Origin of the sequence: Pseudomonas sp. GW456-12-10-14-LB2, assembly GCF_002884345.1 — a bacterium.
In the GTDB taxonomy this organism is placed as follows: Bacteria; Pseudomonadota; Gammaproteobacteria; order Pseudomonadales; family Pseudomonadaceae; genus Aquipseudomonas; species Aquipseudomonas paraglycinae.
On record NZ_POHV01000036.1, the window covers coordinates 20596 to 46161 of the forward strand.

At 60.5% G+C, this 25566-nt stretch carries 27 protein-coding genes; 14 read left to right on the forward strand and 13 right to left on the reverse strand.

Annotation, left to right across the window (positions count from 1 at the left end):
- Positions 1 to 84: 84 nt before the first annotated feature.
- Positions 85 to 330 carry a GlsB/YeaQ/YmgE family stress response membrane protein gene (locus tag C1X29_RS22320; protein WP_003229635.1) on the forward strand — a complete coding sequence of 82 codons (246 nt, stop codon included), beginning with the start codon at positions 85 to 87 and terminating at the stop codon, positions 328 to 330.
- A 103-nt stretch (positions 331 to 433) separates the two neighbouring features.
- The gene (locus C1X29_RS22325; RefSeq protein ID WP_064379774.1) at positions 434 to 970 is read left to right on the forward strand and encodes a DUF3299 domain-containing protein; all 537 of its coding nucleotides are present in this window, start codon (positions 434 to 436) and stop codon (positions 968 to 970) included.
- Positions 971 to 1018: 48 nt separating this feature from the next.
- Here the strand turns inward: C1X29_RS22325 and C1X29_RS22330 are convergent, their stop codons facing one another.
- Both C1X29_RS22330 and C1X29_RS22335 read right to left on the reverse strand, forming a co-directional pair.
- A complete protein-coding gene (locus C1X29_RS22330; protein WP_102718390.1) occupies positions 1019 to 1918 on the reverse strand; it encodes a D-hexose-6-phosphate mutarotase in 900 nt (299 codons plus the stop codon).
- Between the two features lie 57 nt (positions 1919 to 1975).
- Positions 1976 to 2380 (reverse strand): acyl-CoA thioesterase, encoded by a 405-nt coding sequence (locus C1X29_RS22335; RefSeq protein WP_003229628.1) that lies wholly within the window; start codon positions 2378 to 2380, stop codon positions 1976 to 1978.
- A 378-nt stretch (positions 2381 to 2758) separates the two neighbouring features.
- Here C1X29_RS22335 and C1X29_RS22340 point away from each other — a divergent pair, with 378 nt between their 5' ends.
- Positions 2759 to 4057 carry an MFS transporter gene (locus C1X29_RS22340; protein WP_102718391.1) on the forward strand — a complete coding sequence of 433 codons (1299 nt, stop codon included), beginning with the start codon at positions 2759 to 2761 and terminating at the stop codon, positions 4055 to 4057.
- Between the two features lie 14 nt (positions 4058 to 4071).
- On the opposite strand, the gene C1X29_RS22345 is transcribed toward C1X29_RS22340, so the two are convergent.
- On the reverse strand, positions 4072 to 4563 hold the full coding sequence (locus tag C1X29_RS22345; protein ID WP_039765106.1) for a nucleotide-binding protein: 492 nt from the start codon (positions 4561 to 4563) through the stop codon (positions 4072 to 4074).
- Entirely contained in the window at positions 4560 to 5618 is a 1059-nt protein-coding gene (locus C1X29_RS22350) for a helix-turn-helix domain-containing protein (RefSeq protein WP_039765108.1), read from the reverse strand. The genes C1X29_RS22345 and C1X29_RS22350 overlap by 4 nt, the downstream gene beginning before the upstream one ends.
- Before the next feature lie 187 nt (positions 5619 to 5805).
- On the opposite strand from C1X29_RS22350, the gene C1X29_RS22355 reads away from it, so the two are divergent.
- The 7 genes from C1X29_RS22355 (at position 5806) to C1X29_RS22385 (ending at position 15000) form a co-directional block, all read left to right on the forward strand.
- Positions 5806 to 6807 carry a phosphate ABC transporter substrate-binding protein PstS gene (locus tag C1X29_RS22355; protein WP_085747946.1) on the forward strand — a complete coding sequence of 334 codons (1002 nt, stop codon included), beginning with the start codon at positions 5806 to 5808 and terminating at the stop codon, positions 6805 to 6807.
- Between the two features lie 425 nt (positions 6808 to 7232).
- Positions 7233 to 9266, forward strand: a complete 2034-nt coding sequence (locus C1X29_RS22360; protein ID WP_170844920.1) for an ABC transporter permease subunit — start codon at positions 7233 to 7235, stop codon at positions 9264 to 9266.
- 16 nt (positions 9267 to 9282) lie between these two features.
- The gene (pstA, locus tag C1X29_RS22365; protein ID WP_085747944.1) at positions 9283 to 10953 is read left to right on the forward strand and encodes a phosphate ABC transporter permease PstA; all 1671 of its coding nucleotides are present in this window, start codon (positions 9283 to 9285) and stop codon (positions 10951 to 10953) included.
- A gap of 100 nt (positions 10954 to 11053) precedes the next feature.
- Positions 11054 to 11887: a phosphate ABC transporter ATP-binding protein PstB gene (gene pstB / locus C1X29_RS22370; RefSeq protein ID WP_007954333.1), complete on the forward strand. Its 834-nt coding sequence runs from the start codon at positions 11054 to 11056 to the stop codon at positions 11885 to 11887.
- Positions 11888 to 12011: 124 nt separating this feature from the next.
- The gene (phoU, locus tag C1X29_RS22375) at positions 12012 to 12773 is read left to right on the forward strand and encodes a phosphate signaling complex protein PhoU (RefSeq protein ID WP_007954334.1); all 762 of its coding nucleotides are present in this window, start codon (positions 12012 to 12014) and stop codon (positions 12771 to 12773) included.
- A gap of 189 nt (positions 12774 to 12962) precedes the next feature.
- Entirely contained in the window at positions 12963 to 13919 is a 957-nt protein-coding gene (locus C1X29_RS22380) for a response regulator (protein ID WP_064379783.1), read from the forward strand.
- Between the two features lie 184 nt (positions 13920 to 14103).
- Complete coding sequence (locus tag C1X29_RS22385) at positions 14104 to 15000, forward strand: M23 family metallopeptidase (protein WP_085747943.1); 897 nt, start codon at positions 14104 to 14106, stop codon at positions 14998 to 15000.
- Positions 15001 to 15006: 6 nt separating this feature from the next.
- Here C1X29_RS22385 and C1X29_RS22390 read toward each other — a convergent pair whose 3' ends face one another.
- The 3 genes from C1X29_RS22390 to phoB all read right to left on the reverse strand — a co-directional run bounded on the left by C1X29_RS22390 (position 15007) and on the right by phoB (position 18509).
- On the reverse strand, positions 15007 to 16347 hold the full coding sequence (locus C1X29_RS22390; protein ID WP_007954342.1) for a hemolysin family protein: 1341 nt from the start codon (positions 16345 to 16347) through the stop codon (positions 15007 to 15009).
- A 111-nt stretch (positions 16348 to 16458) separates the two neighbouring features.
- Positions 16459 to 17745, reverse strand: a complete 1287-nt coding sequence (gene phoR / locus C1X29_RS22395; protein WP_240321725.1) for a phosphate regulon sensor histidine kinase PhoR — start codon at positions 17743 to 17745, stop codon at positions 16459 to 16461.
- Between the two features lie 74 nt (positions 17746 to 17819).
- Positions 17820 to 18509: a phosphate regulon transcriptional regulator PhoB gene (gene phoB / locus C1X29_RS22400; RefSeq protein ID WP_007896474.1), complete on the reverse strand. Its 690-nt coding sequence runs from the start codon at positions 18507 to 18509 to the stop codon at positions 17820 to 17822.
- A gap of 151 nt (positions 18510 to 18660) precedes the next feature.
- Between phoB and C1X29_RS22405 the strand changes: the two genes are divergently transcribed.
- Entirely contained in the window at positions 18661 to 19044 is a 384-nt protein-coding gene (locus C1X29_RS22405) for a hypothetical protein (RefSeq protein ID WP_007954346.1), read from the forward strand.
- Positions 19045 to 19107: 63 nt separating this feature from the next.
- On the opposite strand, the gene ubiA is transcribed toward C1X29_RS22405, so the two are convergent.
- Both ubiA and C1X29_RS22415 read right to left on the reverse strand, forming a co-directional pair.
- Complete coding sequence (gene ubiA, locus C1X29_RS22410; protein WP_102718393.1) at positions 19108 to 19998, reverse strand: 4-hydroxybenzoate octaprenyltransferase; 891 nt, start codon at positions 19996 to 19998, stop codon at positions 19108 to 19110.
- Positions 19998 to 20549, reverse strand: a complete 552-nt coding sequence (locus C1X29_RS22415) for a chorismate lyase (RefSeq protein WP_085747941.1) — start codon at positions 20547 to 20549, stop codon at positions 19998 to 20000. The genes ubiA and C1X29_RS22415 overlap by 1 nt, the downstream gene beginning before the upstream one ends.
- Before the next feature lie 199 nt (positions 20550 to 20748).
- Between C1X29_RS22415 and C1X29_RS22420 the strand changes: the two genes are divergently transcribed.
- From C1X29_RS22420 to C1X29_RS22430, 3 genes are all read left to right on the forward strand, one after another.
- Entirely contained in the window at positions 20749 to 20916 is a 168-nt protein-coding gene (locus C1X29_RS22420; RefSeq protein ID WP_007954349.1) for a rubredoxin, read from the forward strand.
- A gap of 21 nt (positions 20917 to 20937) precedes the next feature.
- The gene (locus C1X29_RS22425) at positions 20938 to 22086 is read left to right on the forward strand and encodes an NAD(P)/FAD-dependent oxidoreductase (protein ID WP_102718394.1); all 1149 of its coding nucleotides are present in this window, start codon (positions 20938 to 20940) and stop codon (positions 22084 to 22086) included.
- 190 nt (positions 22087 to 22276) lie between these two features.
- Positions 22277 to 22552, forward strand: a complete 276-nt coding sequence (locus C1X29_RS22430; protein ID WP_003213368.1) for an HU family DNA-binding protein — start codon at positions 22277 to 22279, stop codon at positions 22550 to 22552.
- A gap of 99 nt (positions 22553 to 22651) precedes the next feature.
- On the opposite strand, the gene C1X29_RS22435 is transcribed toward C1X29_RS22430, so the two are convergent.
- The 4 genes from C1X29_RS22435 to C1X29_RS22450 all read right to left on the reverse strand — a co-directional run bounded on the left by C1X29_RS22435 (position 22652) and on the right by C1X29_RS22450 (position 25565).
- A complete protein-coding gene (locus tag C1X29_RS22435) occupies positions 22652 to 23596 on the reverse strand; it encodes a phosphatidate cytidylyltransferase (RefSeq protein WP_085747939.1) in 945 nt (314 codons plus the stop codon).
- On the reverse strand, positions 23593 to 24192 hold the full coding sequence (locus C1X29_RS22440; protein ID WP_085747938.1) for a 1-acyl-sn-glycerol-3-phosphate acyltransferase: 600 nt from the start codon (positions 24190 to 24192) through the stop codon (positions 23593 to 23595). Before C1X29_RS22440 ends, C1X29_RS22435 begins: the two co-directional genes overlap by 4 nt.
- Positions 24179 to 24811, reverse strand: a complete 633-nt coding sequence (locus C1X29_RS22445; protein ID WP_102718395.1) for a CDP-alcohol phosphatidyltransferase family protein — start codon at positions 24809 to 24811, stop codon at positions 24179 to 24181. The genes C1X29_RS22440 and C1X29_RS22445 overlap by 14 nt, the downstream gene beginning before the upstream one ends.
- An 82-nt stretch (positions 24812 to 24893) precedes the next feature.
- Entirely contained in the window at positions 24894 to 25565 is a 672-nt protein-coding gene (locus C1X29_RS22450; protein ID WP_236190448.1) for a DUF2931 family protein, read from the reverse strand.
- Position 25566 lies beyond the last annotated feature (1 nt).

The window sequence follows — 25566 nt, forward strand, 5'->3', positions numbered from 1 at the left end:
ATTGCGGGGCCGCCGTTCTCTGATGGCAGGATGCGAAAGTCTGGCTAGGCTTCATCGCATATCTACCATTCAGAGGGAAGTGCCATGGGAATTATCGGAACCATCTTTATCGGCCTCATCGTCGGCCTGCTGGCGCGGTTTCTGAAACCGGGCGATGACAGCATGGGCTGGATCATGACCATCCTGCTCGGTATCGGCGGTTCGCTGGCAGCCACTTACGGCGGCCAGGCCCTGGGCATCTATCAGGCGGGTCAGGGCGCCGGCTTCATCGGCGCGCTGGTTGGCGCGATCGTGCTGCTGGTGATCTACGGCCTGATCAAAAAGAACTGATTCAAAGCGACAAAGTCCTCTCCGCCAATCCGGCGGGGAGGGCTAAAATGCTCGGCGATTCAGCGTCCCCTCCCTTTTCGAGCATCCTTTACCGAGCACCTTCATGCGCCGTCTTCTGTTGACTCTCCTTTTGCTGGGCAGCGGTCTGGCCCACGCCGGCGAACTGCCGGAAACCGACTGGCTGGAACTGATGCCCAAGTCGGACCAGAAAGCCCTCGAGGCCATGCCTGAAATCGACCACAACTCCCCGGAAGCCACCGGCACCTTCACCCAGAAAGGCGGGATGAAGCAGGCCAAAGGTTTGCCGGCGGTGATGTATTCGACCAAGACCGTGGCGTCGATGAACGACAAGCACATCCGCATCGGCGGTTATCCGGTGCCGCTGGAATCCGACGCCAAGGGCCGCAGCACGCTGTTCTTCCTCGTGCCGTACCCGGGCGCGTGCATCCACGTACCACCACCGCCACCGAATCAACTGGTGCTGGTGCGTTATCCAAAAGGCTTGAAACTGGATGACATCTATACGCCGCTGTGGGTGACCGGCACGCTGAAGATCGAGAAGGTCAGCAATGACCTGGCCGATGCGGCGTATGCGCTGGAGGCGGACAAGGTGCGGGTGGTGCAGGAATCGGATCTGTAATTCAGAACGGCAAAAAAAATCGCAGCCTCAGGGCTGCGATTTTTGTTTTCAGAGTGGCTCGCTGCCAATACTGACACCCATTGTGTGACCGGCATCCGGCGCCAGAGTCATCACATCACTCATCACGTTCGCCGTCTCGATGCACAGCATGCGCTGCCAGCCGTCGTTATCCATGTCGCTGAGCGCGGCGGCGCGGTCGATCCACGGGTTCCAGATCACCGCCGTGCGTGAACCGGTAGCGGTCAGCACGATGCGCCGTTCCCAGGCCGGATCGACAATGCTCAGTTGCGGCGGAACGTCGAGGTAGATACGGTCGGTTTCCCCGGCAAAACGCAGGTCGCCTTGCTGGGTGTGGGTTTTCCAGTCATCCAGAGTCTCGATGTAATCGAGGCCATCCACACCTTCGACGCGAACGTTGCGCACATCGCTGACGGCGAAATAGCTGTGCAACGCCTGGCTGATGCTGACGCTGTCTGTACCACGGTTGTGGCTGGTCAGGCTGATGTGCAGTTGATCGTCGAGGCGCAGGGTCAGGGTCAGATCGACCTGATGCGGCCAGCCCGGAAAACCGCCTTCGGGGTAGGGCAGCTTGAACTCCACCTTCAGGCTTTCACCTTCGGTTTCGATACCGCCCAGTTCCCAATCCATCGCCCGGACAAACCCGTGGGCGGCGGCCGGTTCTTCGCTGACACGCATCACCTGCACGCTCTGCGGGTTGCGTTCGAACTTGCCGAACCACGGCCAGCACACCGGCACGCCGGCGCGGATGCTCTGGCCGGTCTTGAACATGGCCTTGTCGTTCAGCCAGATGATCGGCGGCTGGCCGTCCACCTGATAACTGAGGATGTGCGCGCCTTGCTGGGCCACCAGCACTTCGGCCTGACCGTGGCGGATGCGCCAGCAGTTCAGTTCATCCAGCTTCACGGCTTCAACGTTGGGCGTGTTCATGGGACAACTCTCGATCAGCAACTTGGACGACTATCGACCGTGAAACGGCCGCGAGGTTTAACGTGCGCGTGGCGGAACCGAACGGGTGCGGCCGCTGCCATCGATGGCAACGAACACGAACACCGCTTCGGTCACTTTACGCCACTCGCTGGACAGCGGATCGTCGCTCCATACCTCGACCATCATCTGGATCGAGCTGCGGCCGATTTCCAGGGTCTGGGTATAAAAGGACAATTGCGCGCCGACAGCCACCGGCACCAGAAACGCCATGCGATCGATGGCGACGGTCGCAACACGGCCGCCGGCAACACGACTGGCCATGGCAGTGCCGGCCAGGTCCATCTGCGCCACCAGCCAGCCGCCGAAAATATCGCCGAAGCCGTTGGTTTCGCGGGGAAGCGCGGTGATTTGCAGGGCCAGGTCGCCTTGCGGGATCGGATCTTCTTGTTCGAGCTCTATCATGCCGGGGGTGCCTCTGACCCGTGACTCTTCGTTGGGTATTGCTGGTGGTAGCCGTCTTCGGGAAAAACGATTCAGCACCGAACATACTACGTTCGTCACGTTTTCCATCAGGCGCCTAAGGAGAAACTCTGCGAAACCGGCTAATCCCGAGCAAGGGTCGGGCCAACGACGTTTTCGCACAGCAACCCCTTACAAACCGGAGCAAGGTTGCGAGTATATCGGTCGGTAGACTCCGCGACGACCGTCCGGTTCTGATTTCGACCGGCAAATACGCGCCTCTATGTGCTTTTTCGAACAATTTGCTATGGTGCCGAACCTGCCCGAGCCACAGCCAGCGTTGTTGTGGCGGCAGATCCGACTATAAGAGAAGACCTTGCCATGACCACAGCGCCCTCGAGCCTCGCGCAGCCCGACCAACCCGCACGACCGTTGACCCGCAATGACTACAAGACTCTGTCGCTTTCGGCCCTGGGGGGCGCGCTGGAATTCTACGATTTCATCATCTTCGTGTTCTTCGCCACCGTGGTCGGCAAATTGTTCTTCCCGGCCGACATGCCCGAGTGGCTGCGCCTGATGCAGACCTTCGGCATCTTCGCCGCCGGCTACCTCGCGCGGCCGCTGGGCGGGATCGTGATGGCGCACTTCGGCGACCTGCTGGGGCGCAAGAAGATGTTCACCCTGAGCATTTTCATGATGGCCGTGCCGACCCTGATCATGGGCCTGCTGCCGACCTACGCCCAGATCGGCATGTGGGCGCCGATTCTGCTGCTGTTGATGCGCGTCATTCAGGGCGCGGCGATTGGCGGCGAAGTGCCGGGGGCGTGGGTCTTCGTTTCCGAACACGTACCCGGCAAGCACATCGGCTACGCCTGCGGCACCCTGACCAGCGGCCTGACGGCGGGCATCCTCCTCGGTTCGCTGGTCGCCACCGCGATCAACAGCATTTATACGCCAACGGAAGTTTCGGATTACGCCTGGCGAATCCCGTTCCTGCTGGGTGGCGTTTTCGGTCTGTTCTCGGTCTACCTGCGCCGCTGGCTCCACGAAACTCCGGTGTTCGCCGAACTGCAACAGCGCAAGGCGCTGGCCGAAGAGGTGCCGTTGCGCGCCGTGCTGCGTGACCATCGTGGGGCAATCGCGGTGTCGATGCTGCTGACCTGGCTGCTGTCCGCCGGTATCGTTGTGGTGATCCTGATGACGCCGACCGTGTTGCAAACGGTCTATCACTTCTCGCCGACCACCGCGCTGCAATCCAACAGCCTGGCGATCGTGTTCCTGAGCCTGGGCTGCATCATTTCCGGTGCGCTGGCCGATCGCTTCGGTGCCGGTCGGGTGTTCGTGTTCGGTTGCCTGGGTTTGCTGGCCAGTTCCTGGACCTTCTATCACAGCCTCGCCGATCATCCGAACTGGCTGTTCCCGCTGTATGCGCTGACCGGTTTTCTGGTCGGCACCATCGGCGCGGTGCCTTATGTCATGGTGAAAGCGTTCCCGCCGGTGGTGCGCTTCAGCGGTCTGTCCTTCTCTTATAACGTCGCTTACGCGATCTTCGGTGGCCTGACGCCGATGGTGGTCAGCCTGCTGCTGAAAGAAAGCGCGATGGGGCCTGCCTACTATGTGGCGGTGCTGTGCGGGATGGGGATCCTGGTCGGCGCGTGGTTGTGGAAGAAGGGACGCTGATTTAGTTCCAGAACTCAGGGCTTTCGCCAGCGCGAAAGCCTTGTTTCACACTCGCCAATCGGCAGGCGAGCACCGTGTTCGAGCATGTGAGCCAAAGCATTTGCAGCTTCTGTTTCGTCGATGACTTGGTGCTCTACCATTAAATCGAGCAGCCATAGCGCGCCGTGTACCTGTAACCCATCTCTTTGGGCCTGGCGGCGCAACCTGCCATCTCCGGTGAGTAAAGGACGGCCCGTTTCCTGCGCAAGCAAGTAGCAGGAGACGTCGGCTAAAGAGCTGTTGTTGTGCTCGATCCTCAGCCCCGACAATCTTATTACACCTGCCTCATCGAACGATTCGACAATCAACCCTCGGTCGAGCAGCTCGTCGTGTGAAAAGTCGTCGAGTTCGTACATTACGAAGTCAGTGCAACACAGCGTAAACGGCAAGCTGAACATCTGCTCCAGCAATCCGGCATTTCTGAAGTCGATCCAGATATTTGTATCACTGATATAGATCAGACTCATGCACTCTCCAGTGAGCCCAAGAAATTGGGGTCAAGTGCGCTCACTGGTTTGCGCAGGAGTTCAGCAGCCCGCGACTTGGTGATCAATCCTTCTGCCAATCCCCAGAACACCAGGGAATCAAAGCGCTGGGGCGGTTTGCACGGCATAGGTTCGGGCTCTGCTTTGCGCCAGCCGTTGGCACTGAATTGAATAGTGAGGGATTTGTAGCCACTTTCGCTAAGTAGCTTCAGATCCTTCAGTCGTCTCAACGCAGCGTGCATCGATATTCCGTATTGGCGTTTGGCGATCAGTAGCTCTCGTGGATGGACTCTGGACCGGGGATGGCTGCCGAAATCGCCGGTTACGCTTTTGGCGGGATAGAGAAATGCGCCGGCAAAACGGTGACAACAGTTTTCTTTGTCTCTCTCCGGCATGTCTCCAGGCAACGCCATAACCCAATGGCCGAGCTCATGAGCAGCCGTAAATCTGATTCGCTCACCTGGACGGTCAGCATTCAAAGCAATTAGTACATGTTCGCCGTCACCGGTAGCAGCACAAGCGCCATCGAAATCATCTGGGCCGTTCAGCATTGCAACCTTGATGCTGTGCTCTTCCAGTTGCTCAGTCAGATTGGCGATGGGATCGCTACCGATTCCCCAAAACTGGCGAAGCTTCTCGGCTGCCAGCTCAGCCTCCTCAAGGGTTGAAACAGGGAGCATCTGTGCGGGGGTAGCAGGGGTCTGGATATCTGCAGGATCGAAACATTGCTCAAGTGAAATGTAGCGCTCGAGATGTTCCCGAATTTTTTCTTCAACTTGAGCTTGGCGATACTTGGGCATTCTGGCCAGCTTTCGAAACTCAAGAGGTGCCAGAGGAATAACCTCCGCGCGGAAAAAATACTCAGGGCTGACCTGAAGTGCCTTGGCCAGTTGCAGCAGGCGAGAAGAGTTTGGAGTGCTCAACCCTTTCTCATATTTGCTTAACGCTTGTTTGGTTATGTCGCCAAGCTGGGCCGCCAGACCCTCTAGGGTGAGGCCTCGTTGCAGGCGGGCGCGGCGAATTCGGTCGTTTATCATGAGTTCCTCTCGTGGTTGACAAGGCTATCTTTTGGATTTGATTTGTCAACCTGCTGCGGAATTCATTTTTTGTGACACCTCGGATGCTGGCCTTTCATCCAATTGTCATATTTCAGCCATAGAGTGTTCACACGGCCTGCTGATACTTGGCCCCGACTTAACACACCCTATCTGCTAGGAGTAAGGCATGAAACTGAAGCGTTTGATGGCGGCAATGACTTTTGTCGCTGCTGGCGTTGCGACTGCCAACGCGGTTGCCGCTGTTGACCCTGCTATCCCGAGCTACACCAAGACCACTGGTGTGTCGGGCAACCTGTCCAGCGTCGGCTCCGATACCCTGGCCAACCTCATGACCCTCTGGGCTGAGAACTACAAAAAAGAATACCCGAACGTAAACATCCAGATTCAGGCCGCTGGCTCCGCCACCGCGCCACCTGCGCTGACTGAAGGCACCTCCAACCTGGGCCCGATGAGCCGCAAGATGAAGGACACCGAACTGGCGGCCTTCGAACAGAAATACGGCTACAAGCCAACCGCTATCCCGGTTGCCGTGGACGCCCTGGCTGTTTTCGTTCACAAGGACAACCCGATCCAGCACCTGACCATGGAACAGGTTGACGCGATCTTCTCGTCCACCCGTCTGTGCGGCGCCAAGACCGACGTGAAAACCTGGGGTGACCTGGGCGTGACCGGCGACCTGGCCAACAAGCCGGTTCAACTGTTCGGTCGCAACTCGGTATCCGGCACCTACGGCTACTTCAAGGAAGAAGCCCTGTGCAAAGGCGACTACAAGCCTAACGTCAACGAACAACCAGGTTCGGCTTCGGTCGTGCAGTCGATCAGCTCCTCGCTGAACGGCATCGGTTACTCGGGCATCGGCTACAAGACCGCCAGCGTGAAAACCGTTGCTCTGTCGAAGAAAGGCAGCACTGACTTCGTCGAAGACACCGAAGAAAACGCCCTGAACGGCAAGTACCCGCTGTCGCGTTTCCTGTACGTGTACGTCAACAAGGCCCCGAACAAGCCTCTGGCCCCGCTGGAAGCCGAGTTCGTGAAACTGGTTCTGTCGAAACAGGGCCAGGAAGTGGTCGTGAAAGACGGCTACATCCCGCTGCCAGCCAAGGTTGCTGCAAAAGCACTGGCTGACCTGGGTCTGCAGGAAGGCGGCGCTGAAGTCGCAAAAAAGTAACAAACTGAGTCAGGGGTGAACCCCGCCTGACTCCCGTGGGGGGCCCCGGCCCGCAAGCGGCCCGGCTCCCACACTCCCCGAATTCTTCTATCCACCGCCAGTGCCCTGCTGGCGGCGGATTTGGTGCGTCACTGCATTGTCATCTTTCTGTCATACAGGATCGCTAGGGTGTGCGCATGAATGATCTGGCCAATTCCAAAATGACTACGAACCCTCCCAAGCGCATTGACTTCAATACGCCTGAGTTGCAACGCAAGCGCCGCATTCGCGCGCTCAAGGATCGCTTCACCCGCTGGTACGTCCTCGTCGGCGGTCTGGCGGTGCTGGCAGCCATCACCCTGATCTTCTTCTTCCTCGCCTACGTGGTCGCGCCGCTGTTCAAAGGTGCTGACCTGACTGCGAAAGATGCAATCACCCCGGCCTGGATGCAGGACGCCGGCAAGCCGCTGATGATTTCGCTCGAAGAGCAAAATCAGGTGGCCATGCGCGTTTCCGACAAGGGCCAGGCGCTGTTCTTCGACATCGACAGTGGCGCTGAATTGAAGCGCGTCGATCTGCCCTTGCCGGCAGGCGCCAGTGTGACCTCCATCGGCGAAGACCAGCCGGGCCATCCGCTGGTGGCCGTGGGCCTGTCCAACGGTCAGGCGCTGGTGTTCCGTCACACTTATAAAGTCAGCTACCCGGATGGCAAGAAGACCATCACTCCGGCCATCGAGTACCCGTACGGCGAGACACCGATCGCACTCAACGAAAGCGGCGGTGCGCTGGAGCATGTCAGCCTCAATGCCACCGATTCGACCCTGATGCTGGTCGGCTCCACCGGTTCGCAACTCAATGTGCTGTCGCTGACCAGCGAAGAAAACATGATGACCGGCGAAGTCACCAACGAGCAGAAGCGTATCGATCTGCCGCAGATGACTGAACCTGTGAAAAACATCTTCGTCGACCCGCGCCAGCAGTGGCTGTACGTGGTCAACGGGCGTGCGCAGGCCGACGTGTTCAGCCTGCGCGACAAGAGCCTCAACGGTCGCTACAAACTGCTGGAAAACGCTGACGCTGAAGTCACTGCGACCACGCAACTGGTCGGTGGTATCTCGCTGATCGTCGGTGACTCCAAGGGTGGCCTGGCCCAGTGGTTCATGGCCCGCGACACCGACGGCGAGCTGCGCCTGAAGCAGATCCGCACCTTCCAGATGGGCACCACGCCGATCGTTGAAATTTCCGCCGAAGAACGTCGCAAGGGCTTCCTGGCCCTGGATGCCAGCGGCAAGCTCGGCGTGTTCCACAGCACCGCGCACCGCACCTTGCTGGTCGATCAAGTGGTCGAAGGCCAGGGCCTGTTCGGCCTGTCGCCGCGCGCCAACCGCGTGATCGTCGAAGCCGGCGGCAAGCTGCAACCGCTGCTGCTCGACAACCCGCACCCGGAAGTTTCGTGGAGCGCGCTGTGGAGCAAGGTCTGGTACGAGAACTACGACGAGCCTAAATACGTCTGGCAATCGACTGCGGCCAACACCGATTTCGAACCGAAACTGAGCCTGTCGCCACTGACCTTCGGCACCCTGAAAGCCGCGTTCTACGCGATGCTGCTGGCTGCACCGCTGGCCGTCGCCGCGGCGATCTACACCGCGTACTTCATGGCCCCGGGCATGCGCCGCAAGGTCAAACCGGTGATCGAGCTGATGGAAGCGATGCCGACGGTGATCCTCGGCTTCTTCGCCGGCCTGTTCCTCGCACCGTATGTGGAAGGGCATCTGCCGGGCATCTTCAGCCTGCTGATGCTGCTGCCGATCGGCATCCTGATCGCCGGTTTCACCTTCAGCCGCCTGCCTGAGTCGATCCGCCTGAAAGTCCCGGACGGTTGGGAAAGTGCGCTGCTGATCCCGGTGATTCTGTTTGTGGGCTGGCTGTCGCTGTACATGAGCCCGTTCATGGAGAACTGGTTCTTCGGCGGTGACATGCGCATGTGGATCTCCCACGACCTGGGCATCACCTACGACCAGCGCAACGCCCTGGTGGTCGGTCTGGCCATGGGCTTTGCGGTGATTCCGAACATCTACTCGATCGCCGAAGACGCCGTGTTCAGCGTGCCGCGCGGCCTGACCCTGGGCTCGCTGGCCCTCGGTGCCACGCCGTGGCAGACCATGACTCGTGTAGTGATCCTGACCGCCAGCCCGGGCATCTTCTCGGCGCTGATGATCGGCATGGGCCGTGCGGTCGGCGAAACCATGATCGTGCTGATGGCCACCGGCAACACTCCGGTCATGGAAATGAATCTGTTCGAAGGCCTGCGCACCCTGGCCGCCAACGTCGCGGTGGAAATGCCGGAGTCGGAAGTCGGCGGCAGCCACTACCGCGTGCTGTTCCTCTCGGCGCTGGTGCTGCTGTTGTTCACCTTCGTCATGAACACCCTCGCGGAACTGATTCGTCAGCGTCTGCGCAAGAAATACTCGTCGCTTTAAGCAAAGGTAGAAGTCTGTGAAACAGAACTCCCTGAAAGGATGGTTCAAGAGCGGCGCCCCCGGCGTCTGGATCAGCGGCGGCGCGGTGTCCATCGCGGTCATCATGACCATTGGCCTGCTGGCGGTGATCGCCGTGCGCGGTCTGGGTCACTTCTGGCCGGCGGATCTGATCCACGCCAGCTATGACGTACCGGGCCAGGGCCAGCATCTGGTCGTGGGCGAGGTGGTGCAGAAAGAAGAAGTGCCGCGCGCCCGTCTGAAGAGCGCCGGCCTGCCGGTGCCGGACGAAGGTCCGGAATTCATGACTCGCGAGCTGATCAAGGTCGGCAACCGTGACCTGAACGGCAACGACTTCACCTGGATCGTCGGCGAGTGGCTGACCAACCAGACCACGCCGGTGGAACTGATGGCGCTGGAGCGTCGTGAGTGGGGCAACTTCTACGGCTACCTGGTCAACGTCAAACAGGACGGCAAGGTGATCGCCGAAGGCGAAGCCGCCTGGCCTGAACTGCAAGCGCGGATCGATCGCGTGAACAAACTTGCCGCCCAGCTCAAGACTCTGGAAAAAGTCGATATCGGCGCGATCAACGCCGGCCTCGAGCGCATCCGTCTGCACGGTCGCAAGCTGGAGCTGGAAGGCAAGCTCGACGCCACCGCGCAAGCGGACATGGAATCCGAACGCGCCGAGCTGAACGCCCGCTATCAGGACATCGAAGCCCGTCTGGCCGACCTGCACGCGCAGTTCAACCGTGACGCCTTGACTGCTCGCGATGCGAACGGCAAGGAAATCGAAATCGGCCTGGGCAAAGTGGTTCACGCCTACCAGCCGAACGCGATGGGTACGTTCACCAAGATCGGTTTCTACTTCAGCAAGGTCTGGGAATTCCTGTCCGACGACCCGCGTGAAGCGAACACCGAAGGCGGGATTTTCCCGGCGATCTTCGGCACCGTGATGATGACTCTGATCATGGCGATGATCGTGACCCCGTTCGGCGTGCTGGCGGCGGTGTACCTGCGTGAATACGCCAAGCAGAACACCCTGACCCGGGTGATCCGGATCGCGGTGAACAACCTGGCGGGTGTTCCGGCGATTGTTTACGGCGTGTTCGGTCTGGGCTTCTTCGTCTACGTGCTGGGTGGTTCGCTCGACCGTCTGTTCTTCCCTGAAGCGCTGCCGGCACCGACCTTCGGTACGCCGGGTCTGCTCTGGGCTTCGTTGACTTTGGCGCTGCTGGCGGTGCCGGTGGTGATCGTGGCCACTGAAGAAGGTCTGGCGCGGATTCCTCGCACCGTGCGTGAAGGCTCGCTGGCTCTGGGCGCGACCAAGGCTGAAACCCTGTGGAAGATCGTTCTGCCGATGGCCAGTCCGGCCATGATGACCGGCATGATCCTCGCCGTGGCCCGCGCCGCCGGTGAAGTGGCGCCGCTGATGCTGGTGGGTGTGGTGAAACTGGCGCCGTCGCTGCCGGTGGACGGCAACTACCCGTACCTGCACCTGGATCAGAAGATCATGCACCTGGGCTTCCACATCTACGACGTCGGCTTCCAGAGCCCGAACGTCGAGGCCGCGCGGCCGCTGGTATACGCCACGGCGCTGCTGCTGGTGCTGGTGATCGCCACCCTGAACCTGTCGGCGGTGTACATCCGTAACCACCTGCGCGAGAAGTACAAAGCTCTAGACAGCTAAAGCCATTAGCCACAAGCGGCAAGCTACAAGCTACAAGCCGCTTTTGCTCAAACTTGCAGCTTGCAGCTAGAAGCTTGCAGCTACGAACGGAGTGAGACCCATGCAGCACGAAACACATACCCACGGCATCAACATGTCTGCCCTGGGCCGCGACAAGCAGAGCCTGAACCTCGAGCAGGAAACCGTGGCCATCGAAGTGCCGGGCCTGAGCCTTTACTACGGCGAAAAACAGGCGCTGTTCGATGTCAGCATGAACATTCCGAAACAGCGCGTGACCGCCTTCATCGGCCCGTCCGGCTGCGGCAAGTCCACGCTGCTGCGCACCTTCAACCGCATGAACGACCTGGTGGACGGCTGCCGCGTCGAAGGCGCGATCAACCTGTATGGCAATAACATCTACCGCAAGGGCGAAGACGTGGCCGAGCTGCGTCGCCGGGTCGGCATGGTGTTCCAGAAGCCTAATCCGTTCCCGAAAACCATCTACGAAAACGTGGTCTACGGCCTGCGCATCCAGGGCATCAACAAGAAGCGCATCCTCGACGAAGCCGTCGAGTGGGCGTTGAAAGGCGCGGCCCTGTGGGACGAAGTCAAAGACCGTCTGCATGACTCGGCCCTCGGTCTGTCCGGTGGTCAGCAACAGCGTCTGGTGATCGCCCGTACCATCGCCGTGGAACCGGAAGTGCTGCTGCTCGACGAACCGTGCTCGGCCCTCGACCCGATCTCGACCCTGAAAGTCGAAGAGCTGATCTATGAGCTCAAATCCAAGTTCACCATCGTCATCGTGACCCACAACATGCAGCAGGCGGCGCGGGTGTCCGACTACACGGCGTTCATGTACATGGGCAAACTGGTGGAATTCGGCGACACCGATACCCTGTTCACCAATCCGGCCAAGAAGCAGACCGAAGACTACATCACAGGGCGATACGGCTAGCCGTACAGCTGCAAGCGGCAAGCTTCAAGCGGCAAGTTAGAAGCGATGCGGCAGGGAACACCACATAACAGCTTGCAGCTCGTAGCTTGCAGCTCTTGGTTAAACGCTTTTTCGGAGCGAACGCATGATTTCCAAAGAAGGCCTCACTCATCACATTTCCGCGCAGTTCAACGCCGAACTGGAAGAAGTGCGCAGCCACCTGCTGGCCATGGGCGGGCTGGTCGAGAAGCAGGTCAACGACGCGGTCACCGCGCTGATCGAGGCCGACTCGGGCCTGGCCCAGCAAGTGCGCGAGATCGACGACCAGATCAACCAGATGGAACGCAACATCGACGAAGAATGCCTGCGCATTCTGGCCCGTCGTCAGCCGGCGGCTTCCGACCTGCGTCTGATCATCAGCATCTCCAAGTCGGTGATCGACCTTGAGCGCATCGGTGACGAAGCGACCAAGATCGCCCGTCGTGCGATCCAGTTGTGCGAAGAAGGCGAAGCGCCGCGCGGTTACGTCGAAGTGCGTCACATCGGCGACCAGGTGCGCAACATGGTCCGCGATGCGCTGGACGCCTTTGCCCGTTTCGACGCCGATCTGGCGTTGTCGGTGGCGCAGTACGACAAGATCATCGACCGCGAATACAAGACCGCCCTGCGCGAGCTGGCGACCTACATGATGGAAGACCCGCGCTCTATCTCGCGGGTCTTGAGCATTATCTGGGTGCTGCGTTCGCTGGAGCGGATCGGCGACCACGCGCGCAACATCTCGGAGCTTGTGATTTATCTGGTGCGCGGCACCGATGTGCGCCACATGGGCCTCAAGCGCATGAAGGAAGAAGTTGAAGGGACAAGTGGCGAAACCGCTAATGTTCCGGGCGATGCTGACGATAAGTAAGATTGCCTGAGAAAAGCGCCCGGCCCTTTGGCCGGGCGTTTTTGTTTCTGCTTTTCATGGGCAGATCCGAATTGGAAAGCGAATTAAAAAGCAGCACCCGCGAACGAAAAGTCCCGGCGTGACTGAAGAGTTTTGGCAATGTGCCATCAGCCAGCGTTATGCTTGCCGGGATTTTAATAGGGGTGTTGGATGAGCAAGATCAGTGTGTTGGTCGTGGACGATGCATCGTTCATTCGTGACCTGGTGAAAAAGTGCCTGCGTAATTACTTCCCGGGGATCCGCACCGAGGACGCCATCAACGGCAAGAAGGCCCAGGCCATGCTGGCCAAGGAAGCCTTCGACTTGGTGCTGTGCGACTGGGAAATGCCGGAAATGTCCGGCCTCGAACTGCTGACCTGGTGCCGTGAGCAGGACAACCTCAAGACCATGCCGTTCATCATGGTCACCAGCCGGGGCGACAAGGAAAACGTCGTGCAGGCGATCCAGGCCGGTGTTACCGGTTACGTCAGCAAGCCGTTCACCAACGAGCAACTGCTGACCAAGGTCAAGCAGGCCCTGAACAAGGTCGGCAAGCTCGACACCCTGATGAACAGCGCCCCGACCAAGATGAACTCGGCGTTCGGCAACGACTCTCTGAGCGCGTTGACCGGCGGCAAGGCTGCCGTGGTTGGTTCCGCACCGACGGCTGCGGCAGTGAATCCGTTTGCCAAGCCTGCCGCTGCGGCCCCGGCACCTGCCGCCGCGCCACAGCGTGGCCTGCTCAACAGCCCGCCGGTGAAAGCCCCGGCAGCCTCCAGCGCTCCGGCCGGCGGTCGCGGTCAGGGTCAACTGCGCCTGCCAAGCGGCACCCAGCAATGCGTGATCAAGGCCCTGAGCATCAAGGAAGCGCTGCTGGTGGTGAAACGCACCGACACCCTGCCGCAGATCCTCGATAGCGCCGTGCTCGATCTGGAGCAGGGCGACAACGCCGAAATCGCCCGCCTCAACGGCTACCTGCACGCCGTCGTTGCCCACGAGCCGAAACCCGACAGCGACTGGCTGCAACTGACCTTCCGCTTCGTCGACCAGGACGCGCAGAAGCTCGACTACATCTCCCGCCTGATTGCTCGCGGTACGGCGCAGAAGCACTTCGTTCCGGGCGCATAATCTTCGTCGCCTGACATTGATCGTTCCCACGCTCCGCGTGGGAATGCCTCAAGGGACGCTCCGCGTCCTCCCACGCAAAGCGTGGGGACGATCATTCACGCCATTTTGAAACATCTGTCGACTAGCCTGGTCTGCTTCACCTGCTAGGCTGATTCCCAGGCCTTACTCGACAGAATTTTTGCCCATGCCCCTGCGCCTGCTGTTTTTCTGTGGTCTGTTCATGGCCTCCACCTCGACTGTGGCCATGACGATCTACAAATCCACCGATGCCAACGGAGTGGTTTCGTACAGCGACCGTCCGAGCAAAGGCTCCCAGGTGTTCGTGTTTCAGGACCGGATGGTCGAGCGCCTCGAGCGCCAGGTCTATCTCGACATCAAGAAGCAGAAGGGCGCGGACGTGGTGTTCGTGCGCAACGACCTGTACGCGCCAGTCGAGGTTGCACTGGCGTTTACCGGGATGAGCAACGTGCGTGGCGCACCGGCGCAAACGATCCGCCGGGTATTGCCGGCGCGCAGCAATACGCGGCTGGCGTTGCTGACGGCGGTGTCCGGTGGCAAGCCGCTGGTGTACACGCCGATGTTCCAGTATTCCCTCGGTGACCCCGCTGGCGCGGCTCAGGGCTATCGCTATCCGTTTCCGTGGCGTGGCGGGCCGTTCCGTCTCAGCCAGGGCGCCAATGGCGATTACAGCCACTTCGGGCCGAAGAACAAATACGCGATGGACATCGCCATGCCGGTCGGTACGCCGATCATTGCGGCGCGCGCCGGAGTGGTGGTGAAGACCGAAAATTCCCAGAACGGGCGCGGCACCGATCCGTCCGGTAACTTCGTGCGGATCCTGCACGACGACGGCACGATGGGCGTGTACCTGCATCTCAAGCAAGGGTCGGTGAGTGTGCGCGAGGGGCAGCGGGTGACGGTGGGCAGTCCGCTGGCGCTGTCCGGCAACACCGGCAACAGCAGCGGCCCGCACCTGCACTTTGTGGTGCAGCGCAATACCGGAATGGGGCTGGTGTCGATTCCGTATCAGTTCAACCAGCCGCTGGGGGCGTTGCCCAACTTTGCGTTGGGCAAGCAGTAAACCCCGTCAGTCGAGCATCAGCACCTTGGCCAGAATGATCTTCGGACCTTTCATCTTCTTGATGATGATCCGCAGGCCTTCGACTTCAAGCACTTCTTCCTCTTCCGGCACCCGTTTCAGGGTTTCGTAGATCAGCCCGGCGAGGGTTTCGGCTTCGATGTGATCGAGGTCGATCCCTAGCAGGCGCTCGACCTTGAACAACGGCGTATCGCCCCGTACCAACAGTTTGCCCGGCTGGTAGGCGAGGATGCCGCGCTCGGCCTTGCGGTGTTCGTCCTGGATATCGCCGACCAGCACTTCCAGCACGTCTTCCATGGTCAGGTAGCCGATGATGTTGCCGTCGGCTTCTTCAACCACAGCGAAGTGCGAGCCGCCCTTGCGGAACTGCTCCAGCAGCTGCGACAGCGGCATGTGCCGGGAAACGCGCTCCAGCGGGCGGGTCAGTTCGGCGAGGTTGAACGACTCGGGAATGTGATCCAGCGCCGCCAGTTCCAGCAGCAGGTCTTTGATATGCAGCAGGCCGACGAATTCTTTGCGCTCGCTGTCGTACACCGGATAACGGCTGAACTTGTGGCGACGGAACATCGCCAGGATCTCTTTCAGCGGGGCGTTGAATTCGAGGGTGATCAGGTCTTCCCGGGAGTTGGCCCAGTCGACTACTTCCAGCTCGCCCATTTCCACCGCCGAGGCCAGCACGCGCATGCCCTGGTCGCTCGGGTCCTGACCACGGCTGGAGTGCAGGATCAGTTTCAGTTCTTCACGGCTGTAATGGTGCTCGTGATGCGGACCGGGTTCACCTTGACCTGCGATGCGCAGGATGGTGTTGGCGCTGGCGTTGAGCAGGTAGATCGCCGGGTACATGGCCCAGTAGAACAGGTACAGCGGCACCGCCGTCCACAGCGACAGCAGCTCGGGTTTGCGGATCGCCCAGGATTTGGGTGCGAGCTCGCCGACCACGATGTGCAGGTACGAAATGATGAAGAACGCAGTGAAGAACGAGATGCCTTTGACGACTTCGGCCGATTGCACGCCAACCGCGCTCAGCAGCGGTTCGAGAATATGCGCGAACGCCGGCTCGCCGACCCAGCCCAGGCCCAGGGAGGCGAGGGTGATACCGAGCTGGCACGCCGAGAGGTACGCATCGAGCTGACTGTGTACCGTGCGCAGGATGTGCCCGCGCCAGCCGTGCTGTTCAGCGATGGCTTCGACCCGGGTCGAGCGCAGTTTGACCATGGCGAACTCCGCCGCAACGAAGAAGCCGTTGAGCAGAACCAGGATCAGAGCGAAAAGAATCATGCCGAAATCGGCGAATATTGTTGCGAGGGACAAGCCAGGGGAAGGGTCCATGATGGAGTTTTGCGGGTTCCGTGTGATTCGAAAGAAAGAAAAATCCGCACCTGAAAGGCAGGCGCAAGTCAGCCAATGTAGCGGCTGACCTGGCGATTGCCTAGTCCGGCATTACTCAGCGGCGCTGATGACCCGTGCCTGAGCGACCTGCGCCGGGGCGAAATGGCAGGTGAAGGTGCTGCCATGACCGGGCACGCTGCTGATCTCCATCCGTGCGCGATGGCGCAGCAGTACGTGTTTGACGATGGCCAGACCCAGGCCTGTGCCGCCGGTGTTGGAGTTGCGGCTGGAGTCGACGCGGTAGAAGCGTTCGGTCAGGCGCGGCAGGTGTTTGCTGTCGATGCCGATCCCGGAATCCTGCACGCTGAGGTGTGCGCCTTGATCGTCGCCCCACCAGCGAATGCGGATATTGCCTTCGGCCGGGGTGTATTTGACCGCGTTGAACACCAGGTTGGAAAACGCACTGCGCAGTTCCGCCTCGCTGCCCTTGAGCAGAATGCGGGTGTCGGCTTCCAGGGTGATTTTCTGATTCTTCGAGCCGGACAACTGCTGCGCATCGCTCTTGATCGACTGCAACAGGGTGTCGATGTGCACCGGCTGGTTGTCCGACGGGTAATCGGTGGCTTCCAGCTTGGCCAGCAACAGCAAGTCGTTGAGCAGGGTCTGCATGCGCCCGCCCTGTTGCTGCATCTGCTGCAGGGCACGGCTCCAGCGCGGGTTCACTTCCTCGACGTTGTCGAGCAGGGTTTCCAGGTAGCCGCAGATCACTGTCAGCGGGGTGCGCAGCTCATGGGAGACGTTGGCAATGAAGTCTTTGCGCATCTGTTCCAGCTGATGGATGCGCGTGACGTCGCGCACCAGCATCAAGTGTTCGTTGTTGCCGTAGCGCGTGAGGTACAGCTGGATGCGCACGCGATCGTTGGTCGGCGAGGGGATTTCCAGCGGTTCGGCGTAGCTTTCCTGCTCGAAGTATTCCTTGAAGCGCGGATGACGGACCAGGTTGGTTACCGGTTGGCCGCTGTCCTGTGGCGTCTTGAGGCCGAGCAGGGTTTCGGCGGCGCGGTTCCACCATTCCAGGTTGCCGTCGCTGTCGAGCATGATCACCGCGTCTTTCAGCGCGGCGGTGGACTCCTGAACGCGGTCGATCACCGCTTGCAGGCGTCCGCGTACCCGTTGGTCGCGGCGTTGCAGGTGGTAGATGCTGTCGAACACCTCGCCCCACAGGCCATAGCCGTCGGGCGGTGCTTCATCGGGTTGGTGCAGGCGCAGCCATTCGTGCAGACGCAGCAGTTGCTTGAGCGTCCAGGCCAGGTACAGGCCCAGGCCCGCCGCCAGACTCCAGCCGTAGTAGCCGGTGATCAGGCCGATCACCAGGCAGCCGGTGACCAGCAACAGCATGTGGCGAATCAGGGTGCCATGCCAGTTTTGGTTCACGGAAAATGCGGTCCTTGTCTACGGGGCTGGCGCTCGGCTCAGGCTTTGGTGGAGAACCGGTAGCCGGTGCCGCGCACGGTTTGTACCAGATTTTCGTAGGCGTCGCCGAGGGCCTTGCGCAGGCGCCGGATGTGCACGTCGACGGTGCGCTCTTCAACATAGACGTTGCCGCCCCAGACCTGGTCCAGCAACTGGCCACGGGTGTAGGCGCGCTCCTGGTGGGTCATGAAGAATTGCAGCAGACGGTATTCGGTCGGGCCCATCTCGGCAGGTTTGCCGTCGATGGTCACGCGGTGGCTGATCGGGTCGAGCAGCAGGCCGCCGACTTCGATCGGCGCTTCGCCATCGGTCGGGCCGGCGCGACGCAGCACAGCCTTGAGGCGTGCCACCAGTTCGCGTGGGGAAAACGGTTTGGTGATGTAGTCGTCGGCGCCGACTTCCAGGCCCTGGATCTTGTTGTCCTCTTCGCCCTTGGCAGTGAGCATGATGATCGGGATGTCCCCGGTCAGCTCGTCACGCTTGAGGCGGCGGGCCAGCTCGATGCCGGAGGTGCCGGGCAGCATCCAGTCGAGCAGGATCAGGTCCGGTTTGCGGTCGACGATGATGGCGTGGGCCTGCTGCGAGTTCTCTGCCTCGAGGCAGTCATAGCCGGCCATTTCCAACGCAACGGCGATCATTTCGCGAATGGGCGCTTCGTCGTCGACGATCAGAATGCTCCTGCCAACCATGCCTTAATCCTCTTGTCATTTAACTGTCTTGCGCCGCATTAGATAACGGAATTATTGCAGTCGTGTGACAGTATTTTAGTCCGGCGGCGATTGTGCGAATCCTGAACTAAGCTCTAAGTCCGAATCCTGACAACCACAAGAGAAGGTTTCCATGACTCAAATGACTGCTTCCTTTAAGGCTTTGCTGATGGCTGCCGCCCTGACTCTGCCTGGACTGGCGATGGCGGCCGAGCCGGCCATGATGAAAGACGGAATGATGGTCGACCACAAGGGCATGACGCTTTACACGTTCGACAAGGACAGTGGCGGCAAGTCGATGTGCAACGGCGATTGCGCCAAGAACTGGCCGCCGTTGATGGCGCCGGCGGATGCCAAGGCTGAAGGTAAATGGACGGTCATCAAACGTGATGACGGCATGATGCAGTACGCCTACGACGGCAAACCGCTGTACACCTTCGTGAAAGATGCCAAGCCGGGCGATATGACCGGCGACAAGATGAAGGACGTGTGGCACGTGGTTCACGAGCACAAGTAAGTCACCGGCAGTGAAGCAGGATCGCGGCCCGCAGGCATAGCCTCGGGCCGCGATTCCTTGAGATCAGCGCAACGCGTAATCCAGCACGATCCCGACAAAAATCGCCAGCCCGGCCCAGTGGTTGTGCAAAAACGCCTTGAAGCAGCGCATCCGGTCCCGGTCGCGGGTGTACCAGAATTCCCAGGCATAGCACCCGGCCGCCACCAGCAGGCCGAGGTGGAACCAGATCCCCAGCTCGAATTTCGACCCCGCCAGCAGCAGACAGCACAGCGACAGTACCTGCAAGGTCAGGATGATCACCCGGTCGGCATCGCCGAACAGGATCGCCGTGGATTTCACGCCGATCTTCAGGTCATCGTCGCGGTCGGTCATCGCGTAATAAGTGTCGTAACCCACAGTCCACAACAGGTTGGCGATCCACAGCAGCCAGGCCGTTGCCGGCAACTCACCGGTTTCGGCGGTGAACGCCATCGGCATCCCCCAAGAGAACGCCGCGCCCAATACCACTTGCGGATAGTAGGTGTAGCGCTTCATGAACGGATAGGTGAACGCCAGCGCCAGACCGCCGAGCGACAGCCAGATCGTCGCCGCGTTGGTGCACAGCACCAGCAGGAAACTCACGCCCATCAGCAGCGCGAAAAACACCAGCGCCTCTTTCGAGCTGATCTTGCCGGCAGCAATAGGTCGCTGCGCAGTGCGTTTGACGTGGCCGTCGACCTTGCGGTCGGCCCAGTCGTTGATCACGCAGCCGCCGGCACGGGTCAGCACCACGCCGAGGACGAAAATCACGATATTGGCCAGCGATGGCGAGCCTTTACCGGCAATCCACAGGGCCCAGAGCGTTGGCCACAGCAGCAGGTAAATGCCGATCGGCTTGTCCATCCGGGTCAGCTGGATGAAGTCCCAGGCGCGCGGGTTCAAGCGATTCAGGGATTTGAGCAGGCTTTGGTACATCAGCAGTTCTCCGGACGGGCGCGGACGGCTTCCCACATCGTAGGCAGGAAAATCTCCGCCACCAGTACGCTCAATGCGCCACGGTCGAAACGCGAACGCCGTCCCCACAGTCCGGCAGCCCGGGAACCTTCGGGCAACCAGTGTTCCGGGTAATGGCAGACTTCGATGGCGCGGCGCTGGAAGGCGTGATCGCAGAACAGCAGTTCGCCCAGCGAGCGGCTGCCCAGTTCATCCATGTGCAAGCCGTCGCCCTGCAAGGCACTGCGCGACGCCACGCTGCGGGCGAACACCCAGGCCTGGCCATGCCCGCGCAGATACACCTCGCGCACCCAGCCCTCGCTGCCTTCGGCCAGATCCAGCGCGGCGCATTCGTCGTCGCGCAGGGTCTGCCAGCCTTCGAACAGCGGCGTCACGCTGAAGCCGTCATCGGACAGGCGCGTCAGCCGGCGGGTCAGGGAGCCTTCGTCGAACAGCCAGTCGAGCGTGGATGTGTCGGGGAGGGGTGTCAGTTCGCTTTGCGGGCGCCACAGCGGAGCGTTTGTGTGTTGCACAATGAGTCATTATTGGCAGCAAATGAGGCGGCGAGCTTACCATGCTGCACCGCGAGTTTGATTGATCCGGGTCGCCGCTGCGCCGAACAGGCTTGCATCTGCCCGGCACGATCAGTACAAAACGCCCTGAGCCGGACGGCAGCGCTGCACCATCGACCGTCCGCGCCGGCTAAAGCCTGAACCCTGAGGAAGTACCTGAATGAAAAAGTGGCAATGTGTGGTCTGCGGCCTGATCTACAACGAAGCCGACGGCTGGCCGGATGACGGCATTGCGCCGGGCACCCTGTGGCAGGACGTGCCGGAAGACTGGCTGTGCCCGGACTGCGGCGTCGGCAAGATGGACTTCGAAATGATCGAAATCAACTGAGAAAACACTGAGGAGTAGGGCATGAGCGCACCTGTCGTAATCGTTGGCACCGGGCTTGCGGGTTACAACCTGGCCCGCGAGTTTCGCAAACTCGATGGCGAAACCCCGTTGCTGCTGATTACCGCCGATGACGGTCGCTCCTACTCCAAGCCGATGCTGTCCACCGGCTTCGGCAAGAACAAGGACGCCGACGGCCTGAGCATGGCCGAACCGGGCGCCATGGCCGAACAGTTGAAGGCCGAAATCCGCACCCACACCCGCATCAGCGGCATCGATCCGGGCCACAAGCGTTTGTGGATCGGCGAGGAAGCAGTGAGCTATCGTGACCTGATCCTCGCCTGGGGCGCCGAAACCGTACACGTGCCGATCGAAGGCGATGGCGGGGATCTGGTGTTCCCGATCAACGATCTCGAAGACTACGCGCGTTTTCGCGCCGCCGCGGCCGGCAAGCGCCGGGTGTTACTGCTCGGCGCCGGGCTGATCGGCTGCGAGTTCGCCAACGACCTGATTCTCGGCGGCTACGAGGTGCAACTGGTTGCACCCTGCGAACAGGTGATGCCGACCCTGCTGCATCCCGCTGCGGCGGCTGCGGTGCAGGCCGGGCTGGAAAGCCTCGGCGCACGTTTTCATCTCGGCCCGGTGCTGACCCGCCTGCAAAAAGTCGCGGATGGGCTGGAAGCGCACCTGTCCGATGGCCAGGTTGTCCCGTGCGATGTGGTGGTCTCGGCCATCGGCCTGCGCCCGCGGATCGATCTGGCAGCGGCAGCCGGCATCCAGACCAATCGCGGCGTGGTGGTCGACCGTCACCTGCAAACCTCGCACGCCAACATTTACGCCCTGGGTGACTGCGCCGAGGTCGACGGGCTGAATCTTCTGTACGTCATGCCCCTCATGAGTTGTGCGCGAGCGCTGGCACAAACCCTGGCCGGCAACCCGACCGTGGTGAACTACGGACCGATGCCGATCACCGTGAAAACCCCGGTTTGCCCGCTGGTGGTTTCCCCGCCACCCCGGGGCCGCGAGGGCGTCTGGACGGTCGAAGGGCAGGGCGCCGACATCAAGGTGCTGTGCCACGATGCAGAAGGGCAATTGCTCGGTTACGCCCTGACCGGCGCGGCGGTGATGGAAAAACTCGCACTGAACAAACAGCTTCCGGCCTTGCTGGCGTAAATACCGGTCGTTCTGTCGGAATCACCCCGCTTTTGCCCCCACAAACGTCGCGGGGAGACTGGCGCCGCCCTTAACCGCGTGCCATCCTCACTCCCGTCTGCCGCAGAGTAGAGCCTGCGGCGCCTTGGGCGCTGTTCCAACGAGAACAGCACGGACATAACAACAAAAAACCGTCAAAGGGGCTTCACTAATGCGTAAACCAGAACTCGCCGCTGCAATCGCTGAAAAAGCGGATCTGACCAAAGAGCAGGCCAACCGCGTTCTCAACGCCGTTCTCGAAGAAATCACCGGCGCCCTGCACCGCAAGGACAGCGTCACGCTGGTGGGCTTCGGCACCTTCCTGCAACGCCACCGCGGTGCCCGCACCGGCAAAAACCCGCAAACCGGTGAACCGGTGAAGATCAAGGCCAGCAACACCGTTGCGTTCAAGCCAGGCAAATCGTTGAAAGACAGCGTCAATCCATAATCGCGGCGAACGCCCGGTCAGCCGGGCGCGCTGCATGAAAAATGGGCATACCGATTGCGGTCGGATGCCCATTTTTTGTGCCCGATGATTTCGTCCGGATCAGGCCGAGAAGAAGTACCGGGTGAGGTGAAAGAAGATCGGCGCGGCGAAACAGATCGAGTCCATCCGGTCGAGCATCCCGCCGTGGCCCTTGATCATCGTGCCCCAGTCCTTGGCGCTCAGGCTGCGTTTGATCGCCGACATGACCAGCCCGCCAAGGAAACCCATCACCACGATGACCAGCGACATCAGCAGCGACTGCCAGAAGCTGAACGGTGTCATCCAGAACATGCAGCCACCGATGAGCGTGGCCGACAGGCCGCCACCGACCAGCCCTTCGACGGTTTTCGACGGGCTCACCAGCGGTGCGACCTTGCGTTTGCCGAACAGCTTGCCGAACACGTACTGCAGCACATCGCTCATCTGCACCACGAATACCAGGTAGAACAGCAGCAGGGCGTTCTGACCCTGGAAACCCTTCAGGTCCAGCAACAGCAGCGCCGGCGCATGGCTGATGCAGTAGATGCAGATCATCACGCCCCACTGAATCTTCGCCGTGCGCTCCAGAAAGCCCTCGGTGTCCTGGCTCAACACGGCAATCGCCGGCAGCAGCAGGAATGCATACACCGGCACCAGCAGGGTGAACATCGAATACCAATGGGTGCCGATCAGCAGATATTGCAGCGGGATCAGGATGAAAAACGCCGAAAACAGCGCGTTATGGTCACCGCGTGCGGTCGGCGTGAGTGTTATGAACTCGCGCAGCGCAAACAGCGAAATGAAGCCGAACAGCACCACCGTCGCGTTGGGGCCGAGCAGCCAGGACACAAAGAAAATAATGACCATCCCCCACCAGGCATTCACGCGCTGGATGAGGTTTTCGATGGTCGCGATCGAGCTTTCGCTCTTCGCCCGCCGTGCCAGTACGCCGCCAATCAGCGAAGCCACCGCCAGCAACCCGGCGATTGCCGCGAAGAACCACAGGAACTTGGTTTCCAGACTCATTTCGACAACCTCACGATGGCGTCACGCGCCCGTTCCAGAAACGCCTGTTTCTCCTCGCCGGCGATTCGTTGCAGCGGGTCGCCGATGCGGATCGTACAGATGATCGGCAGCGGCACATGTTTGCCCTTGGGCATCGAGCGATGCAGGTTTTCCAGGTAGATCGGCACCAGATCGACGTCCGGAAAGGTTTCGGCAAGGCGGAAGATCCCGGACTTGAACTCCCCCGGCAGCGGCTGAGTGGAGCGCGTCCCTTCAGGAAAAATGATGATCGAATGACCGGCCCGCACCACATCGAAGATCGGCTCGAGCACGTTGGTACCCGGCGCAGGATTGCGCTCGATCAACACCGCATTCAGGCCTTTCTGCGAGATGTATGACAGAAAGCGGTTCTTGCCCCAGTAGTCGGCGGCCGCCACCGGTTTCACGTTCAACCGGGCTTCCGGCGGCAGTGCGGCGATGATCGCCAGGGTGTCCATGTGGCTGGTGTGGTTGGCGTAGTAGATACGCTGGCGCGTGAGGTCCGGCGGGCTTTCCCAGCGTGCGGTCACGCCGATCAAGAAGCGCAGCACCGAAATCAGCGCATTACTGATCCACATGGGCATTCCCCTTCAGTTGTCTGGCGATGGCCAGGGTGCGCGTCACGCAGGTCGCGACGGAGCCAAGGGCGATGATCACCAGCGCGATCAGCAAAGCGTAGTGGGTCGCGTAGTAAAGGGTTTCGAACACGTTCAACAGCAACGCCACGGTCATCACCGCCATCCGGTGCTGCTTGGCCATCGGTCCCATGAAGCTCTGGGTGAGCCCGAGTGAACCACCGAACACCCGGACATACGCCGTGAGCGCGGCAGCCAGTGCAGCGAACCAGCCAAGATCGGACTGGCCGATGGCAAAACCCAGACCCACGATCAGCAAACTGTCGGCAACTCGATCCGGAAACTCGTTGTACAGGCTGCCAACGGCCGACTGCTTGCCGCCTTCGATCGCCACCATCCCGTCTAACAGATTGCACAGCAGCCGCAGTTGAATGCCGACGATACACAGGATCGAACCGGCCACGCCGTTATCGATGTACAGCGTCACCGCGCCGAACAACGCGAAGAGCATGCTGATGACGGAGATCTGGTTGGGGGAGATGTCCCGCTTGACCAGTTCATCCGTGAAGCGTTTCGCCCAGCCCGCGGAGCGGGTCTTGATGGGCCGTCTGTTTTCATCCATTTGCCAATGTCCGTATCAGTGAGGAATTGCAGTGAGTTGTATTGTGGTCGCTGGCGGTAGACGGTGCCCGACAATCGAGTGGTCACCAGGAGTCGTAGGGGATGCCGTATTTTTCGATGTAGGCCTTGGATTCTTCATAGAGCTGCCTGTGTCTTCCGTTGGTCTTGCCACCGTAGGGACCTTTGGGATCGATCTTGCCCTGGACCCGCATGACTTCGGTCGACAAAAGACACTGGCCGCCCAGCCAGACCTTGGCGATGCCGCCTGGCGCGAGGCCGATGACCATCATATTTCGGTAATCCGTGATCCACTTGCCGTCTGCCCGACAGAAAACCCTCTCGCCCTTGAGCATGATCTGGCGAACTGAGTCCGGAATTTTTATGAAGGCTTTGTAAGTCTGTGGTTCGGCCATGGAATACCAGCGGACGAAGACCAGATAGGGCAGCGCGGCCCCCGTGACACGTCGACCTTTGCCTACCGGATGTTCCGGCCATCCTGGTGCCTGCCCACGGAAAGTGGCGGGTACGCCTTTACTGTACGGTCGCGGATAGGCAAATGCTGGAACTCCACCGGCTGTGTCCAGAAATACGCGTTTGTTGACGTCCACGACGTCGGCATTTTCGATCCAGGCCTCCATGTAGTCGGGTGTGAAAAACCTGAGCATCCAGCCGTCATAAGGCAGCAATCTTGTACCACCGGAAGTGCAGCCGCCCAGCAACACAATGAATATCAATGCAAAGCCAATCTTGAGCATG